This window comes from Kitasatospora sp. NPDC059817 (genome assembly GCF_042731835.1).
Lineage (GTDB): Bacteria > Actinomycetota > Actinomycetes > Streptomycetales > Streptomycetaceae > Kitasatospora.
In genome coordinates this window covers 6,902-28,364 of the sequence record NZ_JBHWIR010000011.1, presented here as the reverse complement: position 1 = coordinate 28,364, position 21,463 = coordinate 6,902, and the positions used below count along the sequence as shown (strand labels likewise).

Annotated in this window: 15 protein-coding genes and 1 pseudogene; 12 read left to right on the top strand and 4 right to left on the bottom strand. The window is 73.5% G+C overall.

Translation table 11 applies throughout. The features are described from left to right. Positions 1 to 70: 70 nt before the first annotated feature. From adhP to ACFV61_RS04045, 11 genes and pseudogenes are all read left to right on the top strand, one after another. The gene (gene adhP / locus ACFV61_RS04095) at positions 71 to 1,084 is read left to right on the top strand and encodes an alcohol dehydrogenase AdhP (RefSeq protein WP_380490032.1); all 1,014 of its coding nucleotides are present in this window, start codon (positions 71 to 73) and stop codon (positions 1,082 to 1,084) included. 450 nt (positions 1,085 to 1,534) lie between these two features. Beyond that, positions 1,535 to 2,524: a hypothetical protein gene (locus tag ACFV61_RS04090; RefSeq protein WP_380490030.1), complete on the top strand. Its 990-nt coding sequence runs from the start codon at positions 1,535 to 1,537 to the stop codon at positions 2,522 to 2,524. A 218-nt stretch (positions 2,525 to 2,742) separates the two neighbouring features. Beyond that, positions 2,743 to 4,353, top strand: a pseudogene (locus tag ACFV61_RS04085) (AMP-binding protein); the annotation flags it as partial. 15 nt (positions 4,354 to 4,368) lie between these two features. Continuing rightward, the gene (locus ACFV61_RS04080) at positions 4,369 to 4,770 is read left to right on the top strand and encodes an acyl-CoA thioesterase (protein WP_380424861.1); all 402 of its coding nucleotides are present in this window, start codon (positions 4,369 to 4,371) and stop codon (positions 4,768 to 4,770) included. Then, entirely contained in the window at positions 4,767 to 7,166 is a 2,400-nt protein-coding gene (locus tag ACFV61_RS04075; protein WP_380490027.1) for an FAD-dependent monooxygenase, read from the top strand. The genes ACFV61_RS04080 and ACFV61_RS04075 overlap by 4 nt, the downstream gene beginning before the upstream one ends. A 17-nt stretch (positions 7,167 to 7,183) precedes the next feature. Next, positions 7,184 to 8,155 carry a carbon-nitrogen hydrolase family protein gene (locus tag ACFV61_RS04070; RefSeq protein ID WP_380490024.1) on the top strand — a complete coding sequence of 324 codons (972 nt, stop codon included), beginning with the start codon at positions 7,184 to 7,186 and terminating at the stop codon, positions 8,153 to 8,155. Then, positions 8,152 to 9,333, top strand: coding sequence for a cupin domain-containing protein (locus ACFV61_RS04065; protein ID WP_380490021.1), 1,182 nt, complete (start codon positions 8,152 to 8,154; stop codon positions 9,331 to 9,333). The genes ACFV61_RS04070 and ACFV61_RS04065 overlap by 4 nt, the downstream gene beginning before the upstream one ends. Before the next feature lie 55 nt (positions 9,334 to 9,388). Beyond that, positions 9,389 to 10,291 (top strand): fumarylacetoacetate hydrolase family protein, encoded by a 903-nt coding sequence (locus ACFV61_RS04060; protein ID WP_380490019.1) that lies wholly within the window; start codon positions 9,389 to 9,391, stop codon positions 10,289 to 10,291. Positions 10,292 to 10,339: 48 nt separating this feature from the next. Beyond that, positions 10,340 to 11,098, top strand: a complete 759-nt coding sequence (locus ACFV61_RS04055) for an Asp/Glu racemase (protein ID WP_363371001.1) — start codon at positions 10,340 to 10,342, stop codon at positions 11,096 to 11,098. 53 nt (positions 11,099 to 11,151) lie between these two features. Then, the gene (locus tag ACFV61_RS04050; protein WP_380486754.1) at positions 11,152 to 12,006 is read left to right on the top strand and encodes a PaaX family transcriptional regulator C-terminal domain-containing protein; all 855 of its coding nucleotides are present in this window, start codon (positions 11,152 to 11,154) and stop codon (positions 12,004 to 12,006) included. Beyond that, entirely contained in the window at positions 12,003 to 13,628 is a 1,626-nt protein-coding gene (locus ACFV61_RS04045; protein WP_380490016.1) for an amidohydrolase, read from the top strand. The genes ACFV61_RS04050 and ACFV61_RS04045 overlap by 4 nt, the downstream gene beginning before the upstream one ends. Before the next feature lie 143 nt (positions 13,629 to 13,771). On the opposite strand, the gene ACFV61_RS04040 is transcribed toward ACFV61_RS04045, so the two are convergent. The 4 genes from ACFV61_RS04040 to ACFV61_RS04025 all read right to left on the bottom strand — a co-directional run bounded on the left by ACFV61_RS04040 (position 13,772) and on the right by ACFV61_RS04025 (position 19,748). Next, positions 13,772 to 16,165: an ATP-binding cassette domain-containing protein gene (locus tag ACFV61_RS04040; RefSeq protein WP_380490091.1), complete on the bottom strand. Its 2,394-nt coding sequence runs from the start codon at positions 16,163 to 16,165 to the stop codon at positions 13,772 to 13,774. A gap of 262 nt (positions 16,166 to 16,427) precedes the next feature. Further along, positions 16,428 to 17,357 (bottom strand): carbohydrate ABC transporter permease, encoded by a 930-nt coding sequence (locus tag ACFV61_RS04035; RefSeq protein WP_380342539.1) that lies wholly within the window; start codon positions 17,355 to 17,357, stop codon positions 16,428 to 16,430. 5 nt (positions 17,358 to 17,362) lie between these two features. Then, positions 17,363 to 18,343 (bottom strand): carbohydrate ABC transporter permease, encoded by a 981-nt coding sequence (locus ACFV61_RS04030; RefSeq protein ID WP_380342509.1) that lies wholly within the window; start codon positions 18,341 to 18,343, stop codon positions 17,363 to 17,365. A 94-nt stretch (positions 18,344 to 18,437) separates the two neighbouring features. Further along, entirely contained in the window at positions 18,438 to 19,748 is a 1,311-nt protein-coding gene (locus tag ACFV61_RS04025) for an extracellular solute-binding protein (protein WP_380490015.1), read from the bottom strand. A gap of 426 nt (positions 19,749 to 20,174) precedes the next feature. Here ACFV61_RS04025 and ACFV61_RS04020 point away from each other — a divergent pair, with 426 nt between their 5' ends. After that, on the top strand, positions 20,175 to 21,068 hold the full coding sequence (locus ACFV61_RS04020; RefSeq protein ID WP_380490012.1) for an IclR family transcriptional regulator: 894 nt from the start codon (positions 20,175 to 20,177) through the stop codon (positions 21,066 to 21,068). Positions 21,069 to 21,463 lie beyond the last annotated feature (395 nt).

Here is a 21,463-nt window from a genome sequence, read left to right as displayed (position 1 = left end):
CCCGTCGAGTGATGCTGCTGACGGCTGCGCCCAGCCGCCAGCAGCATCACCACCGACCGAGGGAGAGCGCATGAAGGCCGCCGTCGTCCACGACTTCACCGCGCCGCTGGTCATCGAGGACCGCTCAGTCCCCGAGCCCGCGGCGCACCAGGTCCGGGTCAGGATCGAGGCGTCCGGCCTCTGCCACACCGACATCCACGCCGCCCACGGCGACTGGCCGGTCAAGCCGAACCCGCCGTTCGTGCCCGGCCACGAGGGCGTGGGGATCGTCGAGGCGGTCGGCGGGGAGGTGCGCAACGTCCGGGTCGGCGAACGGGTCGCCATCCCCTGGCTGGCCGACGCCTGCGGGCGCTGCGACCAGTGCGTCTCCGGCTGGGAGACGCTCTGCCTCCAGCAGCACAACAGCGGCTACTCGGTGGACGGCGCCTACGCCGAGTACGCGCTGGCGCACGGCGACTACGTGGTGCCCGTCCCCGACGGCCTCGACCCGCTCGACGCCGCGCCGCTGTCCTGCGCGGGCGTCACCACCTACAAGGCGCTCAAGGTCTCCGGCGCCCGCCCGGGCACCCGGGTCCTGGTCTCCGGCATCGGCGGGCTCGGCCACCTGGCGCTGCAGTACGCGCGGATCTTCGGCGCCGAGACCATCGCGGTCGACGTCACCGACGACAAGCTCGCCCTGGCCCGCGAACTCGGCGCCGACCACGTCCTCGACGCCCGCACCCAGGACGTCGCGGCCGAGGTCCAGGCACTCGGCGGCGCCCACGCAGCCATCGCCCTCGCCGTCAGCAACGCCTCCTTCCAGGCCGCTTACGGGGCCCTGCGGCGCGGCGGCACGCTCGTTCTGGTGGCACTTCCGGCCGGCGGGAAGCTCGAACTGCCGGTGTTCGAGACCGTGCTGAACGGCACCAGGGTGATCGGCTCGATCGTCGGCACCCGCCAGGACCTCGCCGAGGTCTTCCGCCTGCACGCCCTCGGCCGCACCCGCGTCATTCTTGAGCCCCGCCGCCTGGAGGAGGTGAACGCCTGCTTCGACGAGGTGCTGGGCGGCAAGGTCTCCGCCCGCCTGGTCTTCGACCTGCGCTGAGCGGCCTGCGCTGAGCACGGCCCCGGCCGAGCAGGTGCGCCTGGCATCCGTCCGCCCCCCTTGCCAGGACACAGCTCGCGGCCGATCCGCCCCCTCGGCCGGCCCGTTCGGGTACTAGGGCGTGTTTCATAATTCGCGTCGGATCAGCGCGCGGCTCCCCCAGCCTTCGGCCGGGAGGTACCCCCATTACGCGCCCGGCTGGGCGTGCCGGCGAAGCGTCCTCGTACTGGGTCGTACTTGGGCGTTTCGCCGGTGCGTCCAGGCGGGATGCCCGGCGTCGCGCGCCCGGCGGGAATTATGAAACACGCCCTAGCGGCCCCCCGGGTCACGCCCGCCCCACGTCCGTCCGGGCCCGGTTGCAGTTCCGTCTCCGTTCCGTCCGGTGGGGGGCGCGGCGCCGTCCGGTCCGGGATCGTGGGAGCAACGACTCGTGGGCCGGGGGGAGTTGCCATGGGGGACGGCCAGGACTTGGTGCCCGTGGTGGTGGGCGTGCTGATACGGGCGGCCGAGGGGGTGGCGGGCGGCCCGGGGCGGGCGGTCGCGGATCTGGTGCGGGCGCGGCTGCGGGCCACGCCGGAGGGCGCCCGGGCCGTGGACGCGGTCGACGCGAGCCCGGGGGACGCCCGGGCGCGGACCGGGCTGACCGCCGCCGTCGGCGAACTGCTCACCTCGGACCCGGCGTTCGCCCGGTACCTGGCCACCACCGAACTCGGCCGGCCCGCCGACCCGCCGACCGTCCACCTCCGGGTCGATCCGGCCGTCGCCGGGGCCCAGGCCCGGGCCGCCCGGATCGGCGCCGCCCCCGTCCTCGTCACGCTGGCGCTGATCGTGGTCGCCGCCCTGGTCGCCGTCGGGATCAACCTGGGCTCGCGCCCGCTGCTGCGGCCGGGCGGGCCCGACCTGGCCCACGCCGGGCGGACGCTGCGCGACCCCGCCCAGGTGCAGGGTGTACTGCCCGATCTGCGGGCCATGCCGGGCGGCTGGCAGGTGGAGAGCGGCCCGCAGTCCGGAGCGGGCCCGGGCGAGGACGTGCCCTGCCTGCTCCCGGACGCCTGCGACCAGCAACTCGCGTACGCCACCGTGACGTTCCGCGCCGTGACCACGCACAGCGCACAGTTCACCGTGGTCACCTTCGCCTCCGCCGACGCCGCCGGCCGGGCCTTCGAGGCGATGCTCGCCCACGTCGGCGGCGCCGACGCGGCCGCCGCCGTCCCCCTCCCCCCGATCGGCGACCAGCGGGCCGCCCGGACGCACGGCGCGGAAGGGGCGGAGGCCCTGGTGCGGGTCGGCACCACGCTGCTGTACGTCCGCGATTCGGGCCCGGGCGCCGACGCCGCCATGCCGGTGCTGGTTCTGTTCGCCCGTCTGCTGGCCGAACGCGCCCAGCAGGCCGAGGACGGCCGCGAGCCCGACGCCGCCGCCCAGGGGGCCACCGCCTGACCCGGCCGCACCCCCGCCTGCCGCAGCCCCTACCCAACCCGCCGCACCCCGACCGCACCGGTCGCCGGGTGCGGCTGCCGTTGCGCCGGGACGCGGGTGGGGCCACCGGTGAGGCCGCGCGGCGCCGGCTCCTCCGAATGCATGTATCGCTCTCTTGACTGGCGTCACCAACACGCCATACTGGCCTCACTCCCGCTCGCACGATGAGGTGCCCGCCCATGGAGCTATCCCCCTCCGCGCACGTGGACACGTTCTGCCGCGACCATCTCCCGCCCTTCGATCAGTGGCCCGAACTCCTCTTCGACATACCGGAGTTGGCCTATCCGGACCGACTGAACTGCGCCCAGGCGCTGCTCGACGCAACGATCACCCGGTACGGCCCCGACCGCCGCTGCCTGCTCACCCCGACCGGCCAGTGGACCTACGGCGAACTACGCGACCACGCCGACCGGGTGGCCCGGCTGCTGACCGAGGACCTCGGCCTGGCCACCGGCAACCGGGTGCTGCTCCGCGGCCCCAACACCCCCTGGCTGGTGGCCTGCTGGCTCGGCGTCCTGAAGGCCGGCGGCGTGGCCGTCAGCACCATGCCGCTGCTGCGGGCCGCCGAACTGACCGGACTGCACCGGATCGCCCGGCCCGCCATCGCCCTGTGCGACCACCGCTACCTGGACGACCTCGCCCGCGCCGAGACACCCGGCCTGCGGGTGCTCGCCTTCGGCGGGCCCGGCCCCCAGGACCTCACCGCCCGCTGCGCCGCCAAGAGCGGCGGCTTCACCGCCGTCCCGACCGCCGCCGACGACGTCGCGCTGATCGCCTTCACCTCCGGAACCACCGGACGGCCCAAGGCCACCCTGCACTTCCACCGCGACGTGCTCGCCAACGCCGACACCTTCTCCCGCCACCTCCTGCGCCCCACCCCCGACGACCTGTTCGCCGGCACCCCGCCGCTCGCCTTCACCTTCGGGCTCGGCGGCCTGGTGGTCTTCCCGCTGCGCGCCGGCGCCGCCAGCCTGCTGCTGGAGCAGGCCACCCCCGAGCAGCTCGCCGAGCAGGTCCACCGGCACCGGGTCGGCGTGCTGTTCACCGCTCCGACCGCCTACCGGGCGATCCTGGCCGCCGGGCTCGCCGACCGCCTGTCCGGCGTACGGCGCTGCGTCTCGGCCGGCGAGCACCTGCCCGCCGCCCTCTGGGAGTCCTTCCACGCGGCCACCGGGCAGCGGCTGATCGACGGCCTCGGCGCCACCGAGCTGCTGCACGTGTTCATCTCCGCCGCCGACGGCGACATCCGCCCCGGCGCGACCGGCCGCCCCGTCCCCGGTTACCGGGCCACCGTCCTCGACGAGCAGGGCCGGCCGGTGCCGGACGGCGTGCCCGGCCTGCTCGCCGTCAAGGGCCCGACCGGCTGCCGCTACCTGGACGACGAGCGCCAGCGCGACTACGTCCGCAACGGCTGGAACCTCACCGGCGACACCTACCTCCGCGACCGGGACGGCTACTTCTGGTACCAGGCGCGCAACGACGACATGATCGTCTCGGCCGGCTACAACATCGCCGGCCCCGAGGTCGAGCAGGCCCTCGCCGCCCACCCCGACGTCGCCGACTGCGCGGTGGTCGGGGCGCCGGACGAACGGCGCGGCACGGTGGTGAAGGCCTACGTGGTGCTGCGCGAGGGCGCGCCCGCCGGGCCGGAGCAGGTGCGGAGCCTCCAAGAGCACGTCAAACGGACCATCGCCCCGTACAAGTACCCGCGTGCGGTCGAGTTCGTCACCCGGCTGCCGCGCACCGCCACCGGCAAGCTGCACCGCGCCGAACTGCGCCGGCGGGCCGCGACCACCCCGGCCAGCGTGGCGATCGAGCGCCGGGTCGAGTGGTCCGACACCGACGCGGCCGGGCACTACCACTTCTCGGCCGTCCAGCGCTGGGCCGAGGCCGCGGAGGCGGCGCTGCTGCGCCGGCTGGGCCTGGCCGAGCTGTTCGGGCGGATCCCCCGGGTGCACTTCGAGGCCGACTACCGCGAGCGGCTCTGGTTCGGCGACCTGGTCCGCACCGAGCTGCGGGTGGTCCGGGTCGGCGGCTCCTCCCTGCACTACGCCTTCGAGGTGCACGGCCCGCAGGGCCTGGCCGCGTCCGGGCGGATGTCGGTGGTGCACGCCGCGCCGAACGCCAAGGGCGCCGAGCCCTGGCCCGCGCCGGTGCGCCACGCGCTGGCCGAGGCCGGACCGCAACAGCCGGAGGTGGTGCGATGACCACCGCGGCCCGCACCACCACCCCCGCCGCCGCCCGCACCAGCGCGGCCCGCCGCATCGCGGTGATCGGCGCCGGTCCGGGCGGGCTCTACTTCGCCGCACTCGCCAAGCGGTTGGCACCGCACCGGGAGATCACCGTCTTCGAACGCGACGGCCGACAGGACGAGTTCGGCTTCGGCGTGGTGTTCTCCGACGAGACGCTGGACGGCATCGCCCAGGCCGACCCGGAGGTCTTCGCCGCGATCGGCGCCGAGTTCGCCCGCTGGAGCGACATCGACGTGCGCTACGCGGGCGAGGTCCGCACCTGCGGCGGGCACGGCTTCGCGGCACTCGACCGCAACCGGCTGCGCGCGATCCTGCAACGGCGCTGCGAGCAGCTCGCAGTGGACGTGCGCTACCGCACCCCCGCCCCTCCGGTCGACCGGCTCGCCGCCGAGTACGACCTGGTGGTCGCCGCCGACGGCATCCACTCGGGCACCCGCGCGGCCTACGCCGACACCTTCCGGCCCGACCTGGACGAGCGGCACTGCCGCTACATCTGGCTCGCCACCGACAAGGTCTTCGAGGCCTTCACCTTCATCGTCGAGCGGTTCGACTTCGGCACCCTCCAGGTGCACGCCTACCCGTACAGCGCGACCCGCTCCACCTTCATCGTGGAGATCGCCGAAGACGCCTGGCGCCGGGCCGGGTTCGACGCCCTCGCCGCCCGGGAGCCGGCCCGCGGCGAGAGCGACGAGGCCAGCGTGCGGCGCTGCGCGGACCTGCTCGCCGGACACCTGGACGGCCACCGGCTGATCCCGAACGCCTCCCGCTGGATCAGCTTCACCACCGTGCGCAACGCCCGCTGGCGCCACCGCAACGTGGTGCTGCTCGGCGACGCGGCGCACTCCGCGCACTTCTCGATCGGCTCGGGCACCAAGCTCGCCCTGGAGGACGCCCTCGCGCTCGCCGCGAGCCTGCACGAACAACCGGCGTTGGAGCAGGCGTTGGCCGCCTACGAGGCGGAGCGGCGCCCGGTGGTGGAGTCCACCCAGCGGGCCGCGCAGGCGAGCCTGGAGTGGTTCGAGACGGTGGAGCGGCGCACCGGGCAGGGCGCCGACCGGTTCGCGTTCAACCTGCTCACCCGCAGCCGCCGGGTCACCTACGGCAACCTGCGGGCCCGCGACCCCGGGTTCGTCGACGCGGTGGACGCCGCTGCCGGCGGCCCGCCCGGAGTGCCGCCGATGTTCCGGCCGCTGAAGCTCGGCGCCCTGGAGCTGCGCAACCGCGTCGTGGTGCCCCCGCTCGCCACCTTCACCTCCACCGACACCCTGCCCAGCGGCTTCGACCGGGCCCAGCTGACCGCGCACGCGCTCGGCGGCGCCGGACTGGTCCTCGCCGGGATGGCCGCCGTCAGCCCCGGGGGCCGGGCCACCGACCGCTGCCCGGGGCTGTGGAACGACCGCCAGGAGACGGCCTGGCGCGAACTCGTCGACGCCGTCCGCGCGGTGAGCGACACCCCGGTCGGCCTCCAGCTGACCCACGCCGGCCGCCGGGGCGCCACCGCCGCACCCGGCCCGGACGGGATCGGGCGCCCGCTCGCCGACGGCTGGCCGCTGCTCGCCGCCTCCCCGCTCCCCTGGGGCCCGGACAGCCCTGCCCCGCACGCGGCCACCGCCGCCCAACTGGCCACCATGGTCGCGGACTTCGCCGAGGCGGCGGAACGCGCGGCGCGGGCCGGCTTCGACGCGCTGGAGCTGCAGTTCGGCCACGGCCACCTGGTCTCCGGCTTCCTCTCACCGCTGACCAACCACCGCACCGACCGCTACGGCGGCCGGCTCGCGCACCGGCTGCGGCTGCCGCTGGAGGTGCTGGCGGCCGTCCGCGCGCTCTGGCCGGCCGGGCGGCCGCTGCTGGTGCGGATCTCGGCCTGCGACTGGGCGCCCGGCGGCACCACCACACCGGAGGCCGTCACGATCGGCCGCGCGCTGGCCGACGGCGGGGCGGACGCGGTGGACGTGTCCACCGGCGAGGTGGTCGCCCACCAGCGGCCGCCGTACGGCCGCGGCTACCAGACCCCGTTCGCCGAGCTGATCCGCGCCGCCACCGGCCTGCCGACCATCGCGGTCGGCGCGATCTCCGGGCACGACGACGCCAACTCCGTGCTGCTGGCCGGGCGGGCCGACCTGGTCGCGATCGGGCGGGCCCAGCTGTACGACCCGCTCTGGACGCTGCACGCCGCCGCCGAGCAGGGCTACACCGGGCCGGGCGCGCACTGGCCCGGCCCCTGGTCGGCGGGCAGCCGCAGACCGCCGGGCCCGAATGCCGACCGGGTCGCACCGCGCCTGCACCTGCTGGCCGAGCCCGCCGCGCCGGTGCACCGCCGCTGGCCGCCGCCCACCCCCGAACCGCGCTGAGCAGCCGAGGAGGAACCATGCCCGACCTGCCCCGCTTCACCGCCGCGGCCGTCCAGGCCGCCCCCGTCTACCTGGACCCGGCCGCCACCGTCGACAAGGCCGTCGCCCTGATCCACGAGGCGGCCGGCCGCGGCGCCGCCCTGGTGGTCTTCCCCGAGGTCTTCGTCCCCGGCTACCCGTACTGGAACTGGACGATGAACCCGGTGCAGGGCTCGCCCTGGTACGAGCGCCTCTACCGCGCCGCCGTCGACGTCCCCGGCCCGTACGTGGACACGCTGCGCGCCGCCGCCCGACAGGCCGGCGTGGTGCTGGTGATCGGCGTCAACGAACGCGGCCGGCACAGCCTCGGGGTGCTCTACAACACCCTGCTGATCATCGGCGCGGACGGCGAACTGCTTGACGTGCACCGCAAGTTGGTGCCGACCTGGGCCGAGAAGCTGACCTGGACGCCCGGCGACGGCAGCTCCCTGCGGGTGCACCGCACGGCCGTCGGCCCGCTCGGCGCGCTCGCCTGCGGCGAGAACACCAACACCCTGGCCCGCTTCACCCTGCTGGCCCAGGGCGAACTCGTCCACGCCGCCAGCTACATCGCCCTGCCGGTGGCCCCCGAGGACTACGACATGGCGGAGGCGATCGCGCTGCGCGCCGCCGCGCACTGCTTCGAGGGCAAGCTGTTCACCGTGGTCTCCTGCTCCACCATCTCGCCCGAGATGGTGGACCTGATCGCCGGTGACGACCATCAGGTGCGCAAGCAACTCGCCCGCCCGCGCAGCGCGTTGTCCGGCGTCTTCGGCCCCGACGGACGCCCGGTGGGCGAGCCGCTGGTGGACGAGGAGGGCATCGTCTACGCCGAGATCGACCTCGGCCGGTGCATCCAGCCCAAGCAGATGCACGACATCGTCGGCCACTACAACCGCTTCGACGTCTTCCGGCTGCACGTGGACAACCGCCCGCTGCGGCCGCTGGTGTTCCCGGAGGAGCAGGCATGACCAGCCACGACGGCACGACCGACCCCCACGGCACGACCGACCCCCACGACACCACCGCCCAGGAGCGCACGGCCGGCCACGACGACGACCGGCTCGGCCGCGCCAGGGTCACCGACAGCCCCGAACTCACCGCCTACTACGAGGAACTGGCCGAACACGAGGCCGGCGCCCTGTGGACGGTGGCGAACGAGATCGAGCCCTGGTACCCGCAGCCGAAGTCGGTGCCGGTGCTCTGGCGCTACGCCGACCTGCGCCCGCTGGTCCGCAAGGCGCTGCCACTGGTCAAGGCCGACGACGCCGGCCGCCGGGTGGTGATGCTGGTCAACCCCGGGCGCCGCGAACTGAGCGCCGCCGTCGGCCTGCTGTACACCGGCCTCCAGATCATGGGCCCCGGTGAGGCGATGACCGCGCACCGCCACCAGGCCGCCGCCCTGCGCTTCGTCCACGAGGGCACCGGCGCCTGGACGGTCGTGGACGGCCAGAAGCTCAAGGTCGGCCCGCGCGACTTCGCCATCACGCCCAACAACTCCTGGCACGAGCACGGAAACGAGTCCGACGACGCCCCGGTGATCTGGCAGGACGGCCTGGACATCCCGCTGGTCAACATGCTCGACGCGAACTTCTACGAGGTCCACCCGGAGCTGTACCAGCGGCCCGGCCCGGTGGTGAACTCCTCCCTGCTGAGCTACGGCGGCAACCTGCTCCCGTACGGCGTCGAGACCTGGAGCAGGCCCTACTCCCCCCTGCTCGGCTGGCCCTGGGAGCCCAGCTACCACGCGCTGCGCCAACTCGCCCGCGCCACCGACGGATCGCCGTACGACGGCGTCATCATGGAGTACACCAACCCGGTCACCGGCGGCCCGGTGATGCCGACCATGGCCGCCCACCTGCAACTGCTGCGCCCCGGCCAGGCCACCCGCGCCCACCGCCACACCGGCTCGGTGGTCTACACGGCGGCCAAGGGGCGGGGCGTCTCGGTGATCGCCGGGCGGCGCTTCGAGTGGCAGCAGGGCGACGTCTTCGTCGTCCCGTCCTGGGCCTGGCACGAGCACGCGAACCTCGACCCCGGCGAGGACGCCTGCCTGTTCTCCTTCAACGACTTCCCGGTGATGCACTCGCTCGGCCTCTACCGCGAGGAGGCATACCCGGAGCACGACGGGCACCAGGGCCCGGCCTGACCCGCAGGACACACCCCGGCCCATCAGCGCCCGGCACCCCCAAGGAGCCCCGACCATGCACCTGTTGACCTACTGCACGGACGGCGACGAGACCCCGCGCCTCGGCGCCCGGCTCGGCGACCAGGTCGCCGACCTGACCGCCCTCGCCACCGCCGCCGACGCCCGGCTGCCCGACGGCCTGCTCGGCCTGGTCCGGGCCGGCGAGGCCGCGCTGACCACCGCCCGCACGCTGCTGGCCCAAGCCGGTCCCGGCCACCCCGCCGTCCGCCCGCTCGCCGAGGTGTCGCTGCGCGCGCCCCTGCGGCCCGGCAAGATCGTCGGCGTCGGCCTCAACTACGTGGAGCACGTCGCCGAATCGCACCGCACCCTGGACACCGAACGCGAACTGCCCGACCGACCAGTGCTGTTCAGCAAGCCCGCGACCGCCGTCACCGGCCCGGGCCAGCCCATCCGGCACAACGCCGACCTGACCAAGCAGCTCGACTGGGAGTGCGAACTCGCCGTGGTGATCGGCGAACCGGCCTACCGGGTGGCCGAGCAGGACGCCTGGCGGCACGTCTTCGGCTACAGCATCGTCAACGACGTCAGCGCCCGCGACCAGCGCCGCTCCGGGCAGTGGTTCTTCTCCAAAGGGCAGGACAGCTACGCGCCGTTCGGCCCGGTCGTGGTCACCGCCGACGAGATCCCCGACCCGCAGGACCTCGACCTCTCGCTCAGGGTCAACGGCGAACTGCGGCAGGACTCCAACACCCGCCACATGCTGTTCGGCATCGCCCGCCTGATCGCCGACATCTCCTCCGGCGTCACCCTCGAACCGGGCGACGTGATCGCCACCGGCTCCCCGTCCGGCGTCGGCTCCGGCCTGGTGCCACCGCAGTTCCTCCAGCCCGGCGACCTGGTCGAGGCCACCATCGAGCGGATCGGCACCCTCGCCAACCCGGTGGTCGACGCCCGCTGAGCGGAGCACCCCACCCCGGCCAGCTCCCGAGAGGAACCCCAGCACCCCATGACCACCTACCGGATCGGCCAGATCGTCCCCAGCTCCAACGTCACCATGGAGACCGAGGTCCCCGCCCTGCTGCGGGCCCGCGAGGCGGTCGCGCCCGAGCGGTTCACCTTCCACTCCAGCCGGATGCGGATGACCAGGGTCACCCCCGAGCAACTGCGCGCCATGGACGCCGAGTCCGACCGCTGCGCGGCCGAACTCTCCGACGCCCGGGTCGACGTGCTCGGCTACGCCTGCCTGGTCGCCGTGATGGCCACCGGGCCCGGCTACCACCGCGAGGCCGAACAGCGCCTGCACCGGCGCACCGCCGAGAACGGCGCCCCCGCCCCCGTGGTCACCAGCGCGGGCGCCCTGGTGACCGGCCTGCACACGCTCGGCGCCAAGAAGGTCGCCCTCGTCACCCCGTACCTGCGGCCGCTGGCCCGGACCGTGGTCGACTACCTGGCCCACGAGGGCATCGAGGTGCTCGACTACGCGGCCCTGGAGATCCCCGACAACCTCGACGTGGCCGCCCACGACCCGGCGCGGCTCCCCGCCATCGCCCGGCGCCTCGCCCACGCCGAGGCCGATGCGGTGGTGCTCTCGGCCTGCGTGCAGCTGCCCTCGCTGTCCGCCGTCGAGGAAGCCGAGCAGCAGCTCGGCAAGCCGGTCGTCTCGGCGGCGATCTGCACCACCCACCAACTGCTGCGCGCCCTCGGCCTGCCGGCCGTCGCCCCCGGCGCCGGGCACCTGCTCTCCGGCGCCTACGCCCACGCCTGACGCGGAGCTCCCACCGCTATGATCACCACGAGCTGCCGGGGAGGAGGCGCACCATGTCGGAGAGCACGCCCCGGCCCAGCTCCCTCATCCACACCGTGTACGGCGAGTTCGTGCGCCGCCTCGGCGGCTGGATCTCGATCGCCGACCTGATCGCCCTGATGGCCGAACTCGACGTCGACGGCCCGGCGGTGCGCTCGGCCATCTCCCGGCTGAAGAAGGCCGGCACCCTGTTCCAGGAGCGCCGCGACGGCACCGGCTACCGGCTCGCCCCGGCGATGGGCCCGGTCTTCGAGGAGGGCGACCGCCGGATCTTCCACAGCCTGGAGCCCGCCGAACTCGCCGACGGCTGGGTGGTCGCGGTCTTCTCGGTGCCCGAGTCCGAACGCGCCCACCGCCACCAGCTGCGCTCCCGGCTGAGCTGGCTCGGCTTCGGCAACGCCGCCCCCGGCGTCTGGCTGGCGCCCGCCCGGCTGCTGCCGGACGCCCGGCGGCTGCTGGAGCGCCTCGGGCTGAGCGCCTACGTGCACCTGTTCCTGTCCGCCGAGTACGCGGGCTTCGCCGAACTGCGCACCGCGGTGGCCGGCTGGTGGGACTTCCCGGCGATCGAGGCGCAGTACGCGGCCTTCGACGACGCCTGGCGCCCGGTCGCCGCCGAACTGCGCGGCCGGCCGCGGGTCGACCCGGTCGAGGCGTTCCGCGACTACGTCCCGATGCTCACCCAGTGGCGCCGGCTGCCCTACCTGGACCCGGGCCTGCCCGAGCCGCTGCTGCCCGCCGACTGGAACGCCGTCGCCGCGCGGGCCGTCTTCACCGAGCTGCACGCGCTGCTCGCCGAGCCCAGCCTGCGGCACGTCGAGCAGGTCACCGGCCTGCCGGCCGGCGCCCCACCCCACCAGGAGCCGCGATGACCGACCCCGCCCCCGCCGACCTCCTCGTCCGCGCCGCCGCCGTCCACACCCTCGTCCCCGGCCGGCCGCCGCAGCGGGCGATCGCCGTCACCGGGGCACGGATCACCGCCCTGTCCGCCGACCCGCACGGCCTGGACGACCTGATCGGACCAGCCACCGAGGTCCTGGACGCCCCCGCCGCCACGGTGCTGCCCGCCTTCGACGACACCCACACCCACCTGATCCTGGCCGGCCACAGCGTCCACGGCGTCCCCGTCCACCGGGCCCGCGACCTCGCCGCCTTCCTCGGCCTGATCCGCGAACGCGCCGCCCGCACCCCGCCCGGCCAGTGGATCCACACCACCGTCAACTGGCAGGAGGTGCTGCTCGCCGAGCAGCGGCTGCCCACCACCGCGGAACTGGACGAGGCCACCGCCGACCACCCCGTCCTGGTCCGCCGCGGCGCCTACAACATGGTGCTCAACTCGGCCGCGCTGCGCCTCGCCGGCATCACCGACGACACCCCCGACCCGCCCGGCGGTCTGCTCGAACGCGACGACCGGGGGCGGCTCACCGGGCGGCTGGTCAACAAGGCGGTCGAACTGGTCGAGCGGGTGCTGCCGCGCCCCGCGCTCGCCGAACGGGTGGCCGGCCTGCGCGCCGCCTCCGCCGACTACGCCGCCACCGGCATCGGCACCGTCCGCGACTGCCTCGTCCCGGTCGAGGACCTCGACGTGCTGCTCGCGGCCCGGGCGGCCGGCGCGCTCGCCGTCCGGGTCCGGGCGCTGGTCTCCGGCTTCGCCGCCCGCACCCCCGAGCAGGTCGACGAGCTGCTGGACCGGATGGACGCCTGGCGCGCCGCCGGCGAGGACGACGACCTGCTGCGGCTGTGGGGGGTGAAGTTCGGCATCGACGGCGGCTTCGAGGCCGGCGCGATGGAGGAGCCGTACCAAGGCCGGCCCTGCTACCACGGCCGACTGCTCTGGGAGCCGAAGGAGCTGGTCGCGGCCGTCGACCGGGTGGTCGGGCGCGGCTGGCGGGTCGGCGTGCACGCCTGGGGCGACCGCGGCCTGCGCACCCTGCTGGACGTCTTCGAGGAGGTGCTCGACCAGCGCCCCGGTCTGCCGCCCGGCACGCTGGTGGTCGAGCACGGCGGACTGGCCCGGGCCGACCAGCGGGCCCGGGCGATCGCGCTCGGCATCCCCGTCACCGTGCAGCACCCGCTGCTGCACGACGGCGCGCTCGCCCAGCAGCGGGCCTGGGGCGAGGAGCGCACCGCCGGGATCTTCCCGCTGCGCGAATGGCTCGACGAGGGCGCGCTGCTGGCCGCCGGCTCGGACTTCCCGGTCGGCCCGTACGGCGCGATGGTGTCGGTGTGGGGCATGACGACCCGCCGCACCACCGCCGGGGTGGTCGGGCCCGAGCACGCCGTCGACCGGGCCGAGGCGGTCGCGCTGCACACCGTCCACGCGGCCCGGCTGATGGGCGAGAGCGCCGAACGCGGCAGCCTGCGGCCGGGGGCGCTGGCCGATCTGACGGTGTGGCCGGTCGATCCGCTGAGCTGCCCGGTCGACGTGCTGCGCGAGCTGCGGCCCGAGCGCACGGTCGTCGGCGGGCGGACCGTCCACCCCGCTCCCGCGTAACGGTCCACCACCGCCGCGCACCGGGTCCAGCAGCACGAGCTGGACCGGTGGTGGATCGCCATGGCGGCAGGGTAGTGCCCGGGGCGTGGCACCACCCTGCCGCCGAAACGTTCGACCGCCGAAGGGCCCGACCGCCGCGGCCGTCAGCCCCCGACGTAGGCCGCGAGGTGCTCGCCGGTGAGGGTGGAGCGGGCGGCGATCAGGTCGGCGGGCGTGCCCTCGAAGACGATCCGGCCGCCGTCGTGGCCGGCGCCCGGGCCGAGGTCGATGATCCAGTCGGCGTGCGCCATCACCGCCTGGTGGTGCTCGATGACGATGACCGACTTGCCGGAGTCCACCAGCCGGTCGAGCAGCCCGAGCAACTGCTCGACGTCGGCGAGGTGCAGGCCGGTGGTCGGCTCGTCGAGGACGTAGACGCCGCCCTTCTCGGCCATGTGGGCGGCCAGCTTGAGCCGCTGCCGCTCGCCGCCGGACAGCGTGGTGAGCGGCTGGCCGAGGCTGAGGTAGCCGAGCCCGACGTCGGCGAGGTTGGCGAGGATGCGGTGCGCGGCCGGGATGCGCGCCTCGCCGGTGCCGAAGAACTCCTCGGCCTCGGTCACCGGCATCGCGAGCACCTCGCTGATGTCACGGCCGCCGAGGTGGTACTCCAGCACCGAGGCGTCGTAGCGCTTGCCCTCGCACTCCTCGCAGGTGCTGGCCACGCCGGCCATCATCGCCAGGTCGGTGAAGACCACCCCGGCGCCGTTGCAGTTGGGGCAGGCGCCTTCGGAGTTGGCGCTGAACAGGGCCGGCTTGACGCCGTTGGCCTTCGCGAAGGCCTTGCGGATCGGCTCCAACAACCCGGTGTACGTCGCCGGGTTGCTGCGCCGGGAGCCGCGGATGGCGCCCTGGTCGACGGACACCACGCCCGCGCCCTTCGGGATCGAACCGTGCACCAGCGAGCTCTTCCCGGAGCCGGCGACGCCGGTGATCACGGTCAGCACCCCGAGCGGGATGTCGACGTCGACGTCGCGCAGGTTGTTCGCCGTCGCGCCGCGGATCTCCAGGGTGCCGTTCGGCTCGCGCACCGCCTTGCGGACGGCGGCCCGGTCGTCGAAGTGGCGGCCGGTGACGGTGCCGCTGGACCGCAGCCCCTCGACGGTGCCCTCGAAGCAGACCGAGCCGCCCGCCGTCCCGGCGCCGGGGCCGAGGTCGACGACGTGGTCGGCGATCGCGATGGTCTCCGGCTTGTGCTCCACGACCAGCACCGTGTTGCCCTTGTCCCGCAGCCGCAGCAGGAGTTCGTTCATCCGCTGGATGTCGTGCGGGTGCAGGCCGGTGGTGGGCTCGTCGAAGACGTACGTGACGTCGGTGAGCGCCGAGCCGAGGTGCCGGATCATCTTGACCCGCTGCGCCTCGCCGCCGGACAGCGTGCCGGAGGGCCGGTCGAGCGAGAGGTAGCCCAGCCCGATCTCCACGAACGAGTCGAGGGTGTGCCGCAGGGTCCCGAGCAGCGGCGCCACGGCCGGCTCGTCGAGGTCACGGACCCAGGCGGCCAGGTCGCTGATCTGCATCTCGCAGGCGTCGGCGATGCTGGTCCCGCCGATCAGCGACGACCGGGCCGCCTCGCTGAGCCGGGTGCCCCCGCAGTCGGGGCAGGCGGTGAAGGTGACCGCCCGGTCGACGAACGCCCGGATGTGCGGCTGCAGCGCGTCCCGGTCCTTGGTGAGCATCGACTTCTGGATCTTCGGGATCAGCCCCTCGTAGGTGAGGTTGACCCCGTTGACCTTGACCTTGGTCGGCTCGCGGTGGAGGAAGTCCTGCATCTCCTTCTTGGTGTACTTGCGGATCGGCTTGTCCGGGTCGAGGAAGCCCGAGTTCGCGTAGATCCCCACCGTCCACCAGCTGTCGGTCTTCCAGCCGGGGATGGTGATCGCGCCCTCGGAGATCGACTTGGTGTCGTCGAAGAGCTGGGTGAGGTCGATGTCGGACACGCTGCCGCGGCCCTCGCAACGCGGACACATGCCGCCAGTGATGCTGAAGCTGCGCCGCTCCTTGACGGTCTTCCCGCCGCGTTCGACGGTGACGGCGCCCGCCCCGCTGATCGAGGGGACGTTGAAGGAGAACGCCTTGGGCGAGCCGATGTGCGGCTGCCCGAGCCGGCTGAAGAGGATCCGCAGCATCGCGTTGGCGTCGGTGGCGGTGCCGACCGTGGAGCGGGGGTCGGCGCCCATCCGCTGCTGGTCGACGATGATCGCGGTGGTCAGCCCCTCCAGCACGTCGACCTCGGGCCGCGCCTGGGTCGGCATGAAGCCCTGGACGAAGGCGCTGTAGGTCTCGTTGATCAGCCGCTGCGACTCGGCGGCGATCGTGTCGAACACCAGGGAGCTCTTGCCGGAGCCGGAGACGCCGGTGAACACCGTCAGCCGCCGCTTCGGAAGCTCGACGCTGACGTCCTTGAGGTTGTTCTCGCGCGCGCCGTGCACGCGGATCAGGTCGTGACTGTCGGCACCGGGTGCCGCCGGCGGCTGCGCGGCCGTCCTCGTGGGCTTGCTCATCGTCTTCCCCATCTGTGCGGCGGAGCCGCCGTCGCGGTGGATGATCGCCGGCCGCCGCACCCGGGAGGGGAGCCCCGTCCACCGGTGCCGGCCAGGCATGGCGGAAGCCTAACCGCCGCCCCGGAGACGGCCCGGCCGGTGGGCCCGCGGATCGGCGTCCGGTACCGGCCGCACGGCGTGGCACGACCGCCGGGGCGGCCGGACGGGGGTAGCCCGCCCGACCGCCCCGGCCGGCGTCAGTCCTTCACCGCCCCGGACGGCGTCAGTCCTTCACCGCGCCCGCCAGCCCGGACACCAGCTTGCGCTGGACCGCGATGAAGAAGATCAGCACCGGCACCGTCATCAGCGTCGACGCCGCCATGATGCCGCCCCAGTCGTTCTCGTCCGGCTTGAAGAAGACCAGCAGCGCGGACGGCAGGGTCTGGTTCTGGGTGGCGCTGATGATGAAGGTCTTCGCGAAGACGAAGTCGTTCCACGCGGCGATGAAGGAGAACACGCTGGTCGCGGCGAGGCCCGGCGCCACCAGCGGCAGCAGGATCCGCCACAGGATGCGGGTGCGGCTGGCGCCGTCGATCTGCGCGGCCTCCTCGATCGACACCGGGACGGCCGCGACGAAGCCGCGCATCATCCAGATGCCGAACGGCAGCGAGAACGCCAACTGCACCAGGATCAGCGAGGCGAGGGTGTTCAGCCCGATGCCCGGCGCGAACCGGCCGGCGTCACGGAACATGAAGAACAGCGGGATGGTGAGCGCCTCGACCGGGATCATCTGGGCGATCAGGAACATCACCATGATGGTGGTGCGGAACCTGAACCGGAACCTGGTCACGGCCACCGCCGCCAGGAACACCACGACGGCCGAGAGCACCACCACCGACACCGCGATCACCAGGCTGTTCACGAAGTACCGGCCGAAGCCGTCCACGCTGAGCACCTGGCGGAAGCTCTCCAGCGTGGGGTGCGCCGTCCACGGCTTCGGGTCCAGCGACCGCACCTCGCCCTTGGGCTTGAACGCGGACAGCACCATCCAGAAGATCGGGAAGGCGGTGACCACGGCCAGCACGATCGCGCCGGTGTTGGCGGCGAGCCGCCAACGGCCGCGGGTGTTGCGGGTGTTACGGCTTCGGGTATTGCGGCTCCGGGTGGTGCCGGTTCCGCCGGTGCCGGTCCGGGAGTCCCGGACGGGGTTCAGGGCGCTCACAGTTCGTTCCCCGTCCGTCGCAGGGTGCGGATGTAGAGGACCGTCGGGATCACCAGGATCAGCAGCATGATCACGCCGATCGCCGCGCCGAGCCCGTACTGCGAGGAGGCGAACGCCTTCTGGTACGCGTACACGTTGAGCACCAGGTTCTGGCCGGCGATGCCGCCGCCCTCGGTCATCACGTAGATCTGGGTGAAGACCTTGAAGTCCCAGATCACCGACTGGATCACCACGATGGTCAGGATCGGCCGCAGCATCGGCGCGGTGATCCGGCGGAAGGTCGTCCAGGTGTTGGCGCCGTCCAGGGCGGCGGCCTCCATGATCTCCTCCGGGATCGCCCGGATCCCCGCGTAGAGGGTGACCATCACGAAGGGGAAGGAGTGCCACACCACGACGGCGCCGACGATCAGGAACGCCGTCCACTTGTCGTAGAACCAGTTGAACTCGTGGAAGCCGGTGAGCCCGAGCTTCACCAGCGTGTGGTTGACCAGGCCGAGGTTGGTGTCGAACAGGAAGCTCCACACCGTCGAACCGGTCATCGCCGGCGCCGCCCAGGCCGCCATCGCGGCGGTGGTCAGCACCAGCCTGGGCCACCGCCCGACCTTGGTCAGCAGGACGGCGAGGGTCGCGCCGACGGCCAGGGTGGCGACCACGCAGAACGCGGCGAAGCCGACCGTCTGCAGCAGCACCGACCAGAACTGGCCGTCGCTCAGGATCTTCGAGTAGTTGCCGAAGCCGACGAAGGAGGTCGAGGCGCCCCCGGAGGCCTGGGCCTGCCCGAAGTCCAGCACGGACAGCAGGCCCAGCTGGTAGATCGGGTAGGCGACCAGCGGGATCAGGATGACCGCGGCCGGCAGGAGCAGCAGCAGCGGGGGCCGGCGGCGCCGGCCGCCCGAGGGTGCGGCCGGCGCCGTGCCCCCACGGCGCCCGCGCGGGGAAGGCGGCGCCGTCGGGGCGGTCGTGGTGGATGCGGACACGTGCGGGACCTGCTCTCTTCCGCGGACCAGGAGGTCGGTGCGGGACCAGGAGGTGGTACGGGACCAGAGGTTGGGGGTGGGTGGGCAGCCGCCGTCAGTGCGCGGCGAAGGCCGAGGTGATCTGGTTCGCGGCGTCGCCCGAGGCCTTCGCCACGTCCGCCTTGCCGGTGACCACCTGCTGCAGCATGGTCGGGATCACCGCCTGGGCGTCGATCTGCGCCCACGCCTGGTCGAGCGGGACGAACCTGGTGCCGGCCGCGATGGTGTCGGTGAACGGCTTCAGGAAGGCGTCCTTGGCGGCGACCTTGCCGCTGACGGACTTGAGCGTCGGCAGGTTGCCCATCGCGTCGTACATCTGCTCCTGGTACGCCGGGCCCGCCAGCAGTTCGGCGAATTCGAGGGCGAGCGTGCGGTGCTTGGCCGCCTTCATCACGCCGAGGTTGTTGCCGCCCGCGAACGCCGGGGCGATCGAGCCGGCCTTCTCCCCGGGCAGCGGCACCACGCCGTACTTGCCCTTCACCGGGCCCCCGTCGACCTTGCTGCGGCTGGAGTTGGGCAGGATCGCCATCGCCGACTTGCCGGCCGCGAACAGGTCGACGGTCTTGCCGCCGGTGAGGTCGGCGCACTGCTGGGCGGGGCAGCCGTCGGCGCCGAAGAGATCGGTGTAGCGCTTGATCCCGGCCTGCGAGGCGGGCGAGTTGATGGCCGCCTTGTACGTGGAACCGTCCTTGGCGGCGATGTCGCCGCCCGCGTCCCAGACGAACGGCAGCGCCCCGAAGGTGTACTTGCCGCCGACGGCGATGCCGAAGGTGTCGGGGTGCGCTGCGTGGATCTTCTGGGTGGCGGTGACCAGTTCGGCGTACGAGGTCGGCGGGGTCAGCCCGGCCTCGGTGAACAGGTCGCTGCGGTAGTAGAGCGCGCGCACGGCGACCCACCAGGGCAGGCCGTACGTCTTGCCGTCCACCACGGCGGTCTTGACGATCGCCGGGTCGAGGTCGCCCTTGTCCTGCCACTTGTCGAGGTCGGCGCCGATCTCGGCGAGGCCGCCGGCCGCGACGTAGCCGGGGAGGTCGGTGTTGCCGAACTCGACCAGGTCCGGGGCGCTGCCCGGGTCGTTGAAGGCGCCCTTCATCTTGGCCGCGCGGGCGGAGGCGTCGGTGTCGATGTAGCTGACCTTGACGGTGACGCCCTGGTGGGAGGCCTGGAACTCGCTCACCGCCTTGCCGACCACGGCCTCCTTGGCCGCGTTGCCCGCCTCGTTGTACAGCCAGACCTGGAGGGTGCCGGTCCGGTCGTCGGCGGCCTTGTCGCCGGCCGGCGCGGCGGTGCCCGGCGCGCAGGCGGTCGCGGCGAGGCAGCTGGCGGCGAGCACGGCGGCCGCGGCAGTCCGTCTGATGAGTCGCATGGGTGGAGAACCTCCCCTCCCGACAGTTGCCGCCGAGACGTGCGCCGCTGGGGACGGGTACGTCGAAGCAGGCCCTGACCGGGGCCGATGGTGGGTGTGGGTGGAGGACGGCCCGGACGCGTTGGGGGGCGTCCCGGGCAGGCCGGTACGGGGGTGCGGCAGGGCGGACCGTTCGGGTGGGGCGGCGTCGCCTGCTCGATGGCAGGGACGTTAAGCGCGGGCGATCGGCGCCAACAAGAGGGGGTTCGGGAAGTTTTGCACTGCACAACGTTGTGTCGAAGAAGCGGCGTTGCGAACGCGAACGGGTACCTTCTGACAACCGCCGCCGTCGAGCGGGGGAACACCGGCAGAACGCGGCAGCAGCACGCGGCATCAGTACACGGCAGCAGCACTCGACAGCGGAACGAGACAGGGGACGGACCACCCATGATGGAGACGGGGCCCGACGCGGAGACCGAGCGGCCCGCGGGCACGGCGGCCGACAGACCCACCGGCGCGGCGGCCGAACGGCCCTCGGGCGCGGCCGCCGGGCGCAAACCCGCGACCGAACGCAACCAGTCGTCCTCGCTGCGCCGCGCGCTCGCCGTCCTCGGCCACGTCCGCGACCACAGCGACGGGCGCGGCGTCCCGCTCGCCCAGCTCGCCGAAGCGCTCGGCCTCAACAAGAGCACCGTGCTGCGGCTCGCGGGCCCGCTGCTCGACGAGCACCTCCTCGACCGCGACCGCGAGACCGGCTGGTTCCGGCTCGGCCACGGCTCACTGCGCCTCGGCCAGGCCTACCTCTCCACCCTCGACCTGCGCAGCGTCGCCGCCGAACACCTGCGCCGGCTCCAGCGCGAGGCCGGCGAGACCGTCCACCTGACCGTCTGGCAGGCCCCCGGAATCGTCTACCTGGACAAGGTCGAGGACGAGACCAACGTCCGCATGGCCTCCCGCGTCGGCAGCCGGGCCCCCGCCTACTGCACCGCCACCGGAAAGGCCATCCTCGCCTGGCTGCCCGACGAGGCCGTCACCGAGGTCGTCGCCGCGGGCCTGCGCCCGGTCACCGCCTGGACCATCTCCGACGAGACCCGGCTGCGCGCCGACCTCGCCCGGATCCGCGCCCGCGGCTACTCCATCGACGACCGCGAGAACGAACCCGAGGTCCGCTGCGTCGCCGCACCGATCTTCGACCACGCCGGCGAGGTCACCGCCGCCCTGTCGGTCTCCGGCCTGACCTCCCGCATGACCGCCGCCCGCGTCCGCGCCCTCGGCCCCGTCGTCGCCCAGGCCGGACTGCGGATCTCCCGCGAACTCGGCTCCGACCGCCAGCCGTCCTGAATCACCGGCGGAACTCGCCCGCCCCACCAAGTCCTGACCGCGCACCGAAACAGCCCGAAAAAGCGAATGAGGCCCGGCGCCTTTTGAAAGGCACCGGACCTCGTCCGACTATTGGAGCGCCAGGCCCGGGTCGCACGGACTCTTCCTACTGAAAGTAGGACGTGCTCTGGTAGCACCACTGACGCCTGACGAGGAATCATCTCCCTCGCGACACCCAGAACAATACCAGCCCCACAGCCACACACCGAACCCCCGCCAACCCGCACCCCGAAAGCAAACAAGGCCCGGCACCCTTTTAAAGGCACCGGACCTCGTCCGACTATTGGAGCGCCAGGCCCGGGTCGCACGGACTCTTCCTACTGAAAGTAGGACGTGCTCTGGTAGCACCACTGACG